The 7,128-nt window shown below is 46.1% G+C and carries 3 protein-coding genes and 2 pseudogenes; 4 read left to right on the forward strand and 1 reads right to left on the reverse strand.

From position 1 onward, the window contains the following. Window positions 1-1,175 (forward strand): YadA family autotransporter adhesin (locus ACTHUE_RS06020; protein ID WP_440361297.1); only part of this gene is annotated, 1,175 nt, incomplete at its 5' end. A 243-nt stretch (window positions 1,176-1,418) separates the two neighbouring features. Here the strand turns inward: ACTHUE_RS06020 and dusA are convergent. Continuing rightward, window positions 1,419-2,417 (reverse strand): tRNA dihydrouridine(20/20a) synthase DusA, encoded by a 999-nt coding sequence (dusA, locus tag ACTHUE_RS06025; protein WP_371489955.1) that lies wholly within the window; start codon window positions 2,415-2,417, stop codon window positions 1,419-1,421. A 216-nt stretch (window positions 2,418-2,633) separates the two neighbouring features. On the opposite strand from dusA, the gene ACTHUE_RS06030 reads away from it, so the two are divergent. The 3 genes and pseudogenes from ACTHUE_RS06030 to ACTHUE_RS06040 all read left to right on the forward strand — a co-directional run. Then, entirely contained in the window at window positions 2,634-3,254 is a 621-nt protein-coding gene (locus ACTHUE_RS06030) for an L-threonylcarbamoyladenylate synthase (protein ID WP_440398931.1), read from the forward strand. Window positions 3,255-3,812: 558 nt separating this feature from the next. After that, window positions 3,813-4,625, forward strand: a pseudogene (locus ACTHUE_RS06035) (ESPR-type extended signal peptide-containing protein); the annotation flags it as partial. A 57-nt stretch (window positions 4,626-4,682) separates the two neighbouring features. Next, a pseudogene (locus ACTHUE_RS06040) lies at window positions 4,683-7,128 on the forward strand (hypothetical protein); the annotation flags it as partial.

Below are 7,128 nucleotides of genomic sequence, written 5' to 3' on the forward strand. Positions count from 1 at the left end.
CTGAAGCTGAAGTTAAAGACAACGGCGACGGTACTCACACTGTAACCATCAAAGACGGTAACGGTAACACCACTACTACTGTCGTTAAAGATGGTGCAACCGGTGCAACTGGTGCCGACGGTAAGAACGCTGAAGCTGAAGTTAAAGACAACGGCGACGGTACTCACACTGTAACCATCAAAGACGGTAACGGTAACACCACTACTACTGTCGTTAAAGATGGTGCAACCGGTGCAACTGGTGCCGACGGTAAGAATGCTGAAGCTGAAGTTAAAGACAACGGCGACGGTACTCATACTGTAACCATCAAAGACGGTAACGGTAACACTACTACTACTGTTGTTAAAGACGGTGCTAAAGGTGATACTGGTGCAACTGGTGCTAAAGGTGAAAACGGTAAGTCTGCTGAAGGTAAAGTTGAGCGTGATGAAGCTAAAGGTACTTCTACTATCACTATCAACAACTTCGATAAAGACGGTAAAGTCATCTCTACTACTACTGCAACCGTGAAAGATGGTAAAGACGGTAAAGATGGTAAAGATGCTGACGGCACCTTCGGTCTGGTTGACGAGACTGGTACTACTGACGGCTCTATCTCCAAAAAACTGAATAACACTATTCAGATTAAAGGTGATGCGGGTACTAAAGTCCAAGTATTCGACAAAGCAACCGGTAAGACTTCAGAGAAAGAAGTTCAAAACATCTTCGTTAAGAAAGACGGCGATGCGCTGAAAGTCAGCTTGAACCCTGATCTGACCGTTAACAGTGTTACTACTAACGAACTGAAAGCAGGTCCTGTAACCATCAACCAAGGTGGTATCGATGCCGGCAACACTACTATTAAAAATGTTGCTCCAGGTAAGAACGGTACCGATGCGGTTAACGTTGACCAGCTGAACCAAAAATTCGGCGATGTGAACAGCAATGTGAACAAAGTTGACAACAACGCCCGCGCAGGTGTGGCTCAAGCTCTGGCTACTGCCGGTCTGCCACAAGCTTACTTGCCAGGTAAGAGCATGCTGGCTATCGGTGGCGGTCACTACCGCGGTGAAACCGGTTACGCTGTCGGCTTCTCTAGCATCTCCGATGGTGGTAATTGGATCATCAAAGGTACTGCTTCCGGCAACTCACGTGGTCACTTCGGTGCTACCGCAGCAGTTGGTTACCAATGGTAATCTGACTTTCAGACGGCCTGAAAAAGTCGTCTGAAAAGACGAAGCAAAGTAAATGCGGCCTATTTAGGCCGCATTTTTTTATGCTTAGATTATGTTTTGGGTTGATTCGATGAGTTAATCGTAATAGTAGCCAAAGAGAAATGAATATATCTTTAGCAGTCTGTTGTAATTTTAAAGGCCGTCTGAAACATCATTGGATGTTTCAGGCGGCCTTTCATTTATTCGCACGATATACCATTAATCTCAAATATTTGCGCGTTCGACTTCTTTCCATGCGTCTAGAATCAGGCTGCCGTCGTTGTCTTTCAGCAAAGTAGCATCTGAGAGCATACGGCGCCAAGTGCGGGCATTTTTTAGGCCGTGCATTAAGCCTAGTGCGTGGCGGACGATATGGCGCAGGATTGTGCCTCGTCCTAAGGCGATTTGTTCGCGACTGTATGCATATAGCCAAGCTGCTAAGTCTGCGTATTGGATTGGTGCGTGTGCGTCGTTGTAAAACATTGTATCCCAATCGCGCATCAGCATTGGATTGTGATAAGCCTCGCGCCCGATCATGACCCCATCGACAAATTTCAGATGTTCGGCGATTTCTTCGTTGGTAGTGATGCCGCCGTTAATCAAAATTTCCAAGTCGGGAAAATCTTGTTTTAAACGATACACGTATTCATATTTGAGTGGCGGGACTTCGCGGTTTTCTTTCGGGGATAAACCGTCCAGCCAAGCATTGCGTGCATGGACAATAAATGTGCGGCAGGCTGTTTTTTCGCGAAGTGTTCCCACAAAATCTGCTACGACTTGATATTCTGTCTGTCTGTCTACACCGATGCGGTGTTTGACCGTCACCGGAATTTCAACTGCATCCTGCATCGCATTCAAACAATCTGCCACCAAATCTACATCATTCATCAGGCAAGCGCCGAAAGCGCCTTTTTGAACGCGTGGGCTGGGGCAGCCGCAATTTAGGTTGACTTCGTTATAGCCATACGCTTCAGCCGCTTTGGTAGCGATTGCCAAGTCATGCGGATCTGAGCCGCCAAGCTGTAAAGCTACCGGTTGCTCGCCTTCGTTGAAACTCAAAAAGCGGTCTTTATCTCCGTAAACCACCGCGCCTGAATTGACCATTTCGCTATAAAGCCAAGCATTGCGTGTAATTTGTCGCGCCATAAAGCGATAGTGTCTGTCTGTCCAATCAAGCATGGGTGCAACAGACAAGCGGCGGGAAGGTAGGGAAGAAGCAGACATTGAGATGACTTTCAAACAAAATAACGCATTATATAGTGTATTAAATTGACTTTCGATATCGGCCGGTAAATCAAAATTATATATAAGGTATCACTGGGTGCAACCGTGTTGTACCTGAGGCTAAATCCATTCATGTTGATGGAAATCCAATATTCAGACGGCCAAATAAGTTTTAAAATGTCAAACAACAAACCATTAGAATGATAAGGAAAAAACATGGCACAATTTTTCGCCATCCATCCCGATAATCCCCAAGACCGCCTCATCAAGCAAGCCGCCGATATTGTCCGCAGTGGCGGCGTTATCGTTTACCCTACGGATTCCTGCTATGCGCTTGGCTGCAAACTCGGCGACAAAACCGCGATGGAACGCATTCTCGCGATTCGTAAAATCGATCAAAAACACCATCTGACCCTGATGTGTGCCGATTTGAGCGAATTGGGTACTTACGCCAAAGTGGATAATGCCCAATTCCGCCAGCTCAAAGCAGCTACGCCTGGCAGCTACACCTTTATCCTGCAGGCAACCAAAGAAGTACCCAATCGCACGCTTCACCCCAAGCGCAAAACCATCGGTCTGCGTGTTCCCGATAACGCTACTGCCTTGGCACTTTTGCAAGAATTGGGCGAACCTATTTTAAGTTGCACCCTCATGCTGCCCGAAGACGACGAGCCATTGACCGATCCATACGAAATCCGAGACCGTCTTGAGCATGCTGTTGATTTGGTTATTGATGGTGGCTGGTGCGGTACTGAGCCGACGACGGTTATCGATATGACCGATGGAACTGAGCTGATTCGTCAAGGCAAGGGCGATATTACCGTATTCGGTTTGTAAAACCATCCGCATTTGTATAAGTAGGGATATGCGTATTTTTTCTATGACGTATTAAAAGCATATTGCCAATTTTATTGATAGTTTAAAAAACAAATTATTCAATTAAGCAATTGTTCAAAATCATTTCATCAAAGGCCGTCTGAAACATTTCAGACGGCCTTTTTCTTTCGTTTTTTAATAAATAATATTTTAAATAATTGGCATATGAGTTGCATGGTTACTGTGTTTGCTTGTGACTTGTCAATGGAATACAACATACCGCTTATTAATAGAAACATGGCTGGAGCCCTTTTGATGATTGGTTTTTTGGTTGAAAGCCGTAATTTCATTTAGAAATTAAAGATAATCGGTTGATATTTCTGACTAGCGGATATTTAGTAAGTATGAAATACTATTTCATTTCGAGATAGTGAAAGACCTAAATTTCGTCTTAAAGTGACAATAAACGTCAGCTCGAAGCAAGCATTTTGCAGGGAAATCCTCCGCAATAGATTTTTTAAAGTAGCGTCATGCTAACGCCTACGCTTTTACCCCTCATAAAAAGAGAAAGACACACTAATGAATAAGATATTTAAAGTCGTTTGGAACCGTACGATTCAATCTTTCGTTGTAACGTCCGAATTGGCCAAAGGCCGTGTGAAATCGTCTGCAGAACAAAACAGTACAAATGTATCTGCCGAATCCGGTAAAAATGGTATTGCGACAGTTTTCAGATTGACAGTGATTTCGGCAGCTCTTTTGGGTGCAGGTAATTCGTATGCGGCAACTGCAGTACGAGGAAAAATTGAATTTGATGCTGTAACCAGTGCGACCGCGGTTAGTGGTGCAACAGCGACCGGTATTGGTGCCCTGTCAGTAGGAGCATCAGCCAATGCTACGGCTAATGGTGCAGTTGCGGTAGGTACGAGTGCAAATGCAACACATAATAACAGCCTTGCTGTTGGTACAAATGCCAAGGCTACTCAAACTCATGCTGTTGCGATGGGTGCAGATACAAGTGCAAGTAGTTCACATGCAACAGCGATAGGTAAAAGTGCCAATGCTGTTTCTACAGATTCAACAGCATTGGGTGCAGATTCTAAAGCAAATGGTACGCAAGCGACAGCGGTAGGTAAGAATGCACTTGCTAATAATACCGGTACAACGGCATTAGGCAATTCGGCACAAGCATTTGGTATAGGCTCTATTGCTTTAGGCCAATCCAGTGTTTCTCGAGGAAGTAATGGGGTTGCAATCGGTGTTGGTAGCGAGGCTTCTGCAAATGCAGAGAATGCCATTGCAATCGGTACGAATGCGGTAGGTAAGATTACGGAATCTATCGCTGTAGGTAGTTCGGCACAGGCTCAAAGTGCAAACACTATTGCCATCGGTAGAGGTGCAGTTGCAAGCTCTCCTGGTGTCGTTACAAAAACTCCAGGTAGCAGAGATGTGGCTGCGAGTGCGATCGCAATTGGCTTAGAAGCCAATGCAAGTAGCTATGGTGCAATCTCAATCGGCCGTGAAGCGGGGCTGGAGATTCAGAATCCAACTAACGCAACGGCTAATAATATTGCTATCGGTAATACTGCGCGTGTAGGTGATAAAACTGCAAAAAATGTAAGCCAGTCTATTGCCATTGGTTCGGGTAATCACAGAGATACTAATACAGAAGGTAGACCTGAAGGTGCATGGGCACGCGGTGACCAATCTATTGCCATTGGTGGTAATGTTGTGGCTAATGGCAACTCATCTGTTGCCATTGGTGGTGACGATTTGGTGGCGGTAACGAGTACTCTATATTCAGGTAACGCTTCTGACCAGTTTGTTTATTACAATGCAGACGGTAGTGTTAGAGAGCGTTACGCGCTGGCCGGTAAGAATTTGGGTACCATTTACACGAAGATGAGCGGTGATACGATTAGTGGCTATCCGACTACATTGGCCGGTCAAGGCTCTGTTGCCTTGGGTGTTCAAGCCAATGCTACTTCCGATTTATCTTTGGCTGTTGGTACAAGGTCTCAAGCCTCCTCATTTGGTGGTGTGGCTGTAGGTACAGGTGCAAAGGCAACTTTGCTGAACTCTGTAGCTTTGGGTACGGCTTCTAAAACCGATAAAGAAGGTCGGGCATACGTTCAACGTGAAATCATGGGCGTGACCTACACTTGGGCAGGCGGTGCAACTACTGATGCCGGTGATGTTGTGTCTGTCGGTTCTAAAGGTTACGAACGCCAAATCATCAATGTATCCCCCGGCGATATTTCCGCTACTTCCACTGATGCGATCAACGGCTCACAGCTTTATGGTGTCTTGAATGCAATTGAGCGAGTCCGTTATTTTTCCGTTAAATCAGAAGAAGGCAAAACTGACGGTACGAAAAACTGGAACAATGACGGCGCAAAAGAAACCAATTCAATTGCGATCGGACCAAATGCAGCAACAAGTACAGGTGCGACGGGCAGTATTTCCTTAGGGCATAATGCTAACGTACTTGGTTCATCTTCTGTTGCCGTTGGCCCAAATGCGACTGTAACTTCAAGAACTGTGGGTGCCGTGGCTTTAGGTTCTAATGCTAATTCCCGCGGTACTGGCTCTATTGCCATAGGTTTGAATACAGAAAATGATCGCAATTACTCTATAGTCGTCGGTGCACACAGTAGAGCCAACTACGAAAATGCAACTGTTGTCGGTGCGAGGGCATCTGCACAAAATAACGGTACGGCAATGGGCTATTTGTCAAATGCAGTCGGTGATGATTCTGTTGCAATTGGTCATCAGGCACAGACTGCTCAATCTTATTCTATCGCCATTGGTAAGCAGGCAAACAGTTCAGGCCTTTATTCCACCGCTATTGGTTCCTCAGCCCAAGCTGCCGGGCAGAATAGTTTTGCCGGCGGTAATAATGCAAAAGCGACTGGAAGCGATTCAGTTGCTTTGGGTAGTGGCGCGACGACTACGATCGGTAGCTCCGTTGCATTGGGTAATGGTGCTGTTGGCACTGCCAATAATTTTGATGCAACAGCTAAAAATGCAACATTCAAAAACGATAGTGGTACGACGACTAATGTCAGCTATGCAGCTTCTTCATCCGCTAAAACAGGCGCGGTTTCTGTAGGCAGTGCAGGCAATGAACGCCAAATCCAGAATGTTGCCGCAGGCCGTATTTCCGCCACTTCGACCGATGCGGTCAATGGTAGCCAGCTGTACACCGTTATGAACAATGTTGGACACAATATCCAACAAAACGGTACAGACAAATCTCGTATCAATAACAACGGTACAGTCAACTACGCCGATGGCAACTTGACGACTGTTGCAATCACCGATGGCGAGAATGCATCAAAAGTTCAAATCAACGTCACTCAAGGCACATTGTCTGTCGATAATAATGGCACAGTGTCCGCACCGACTGCCGGTGTAGCGACTGCCGGCGATGTTGCTAATGCCATCAATAATGCCAAAACCACAACCAAGGTGGCGGCAGGCAGTAACGCGCACGTTAATAAAACAACCTCAGGCAAAGAGACCACTTATACCGTCAGCGCAGATAAAGCAACGGTACAAGTTTCCAATGCTTTGAATTTGACTTCCAATACTACAACTGCAGCCGATGGTGCCGTCACAACTGAGTACAGTATCGATCTTGCTCAAAGTACTAAAGATAACATCCAAAAAGGTGTGGATGCCAAAACCACCGTTGATACCAAAGGTCTGACCTTCAACGGCGACAGCGGCAGCACCAATATCGAAAAACTCGGCTCCACCGTGACCGTTGCCGGCGACGACAACATCACCACTGAAGCCCAAGACGATAAAGTGACCGTCAAGCTGAACAAAGACCTGGTGGTAGACAGCGTCAAAGCCGGCGACACCACCGTGAACAACGACGGTGTGAAAG

The organism is Neisseria sp. P0021.S005 (genome assembly GCF_051956955.1).

Coding starts and splice junctions, on each gene's coding strand:
- ACTHUE_RS06030 (WP_440398931.1), top strand. CDS start 2,634: ATGGCACAATTTTTCGCCATCCATCCCGATAATCCCCAAGACCGCCTC.
- dusA (WP_371489955.1), bottom strand. CDS start 2,417: ATGTCTGCTTCTTCCCTACCTTCCCGCCGCTTGTCTGTTGCACCCATG.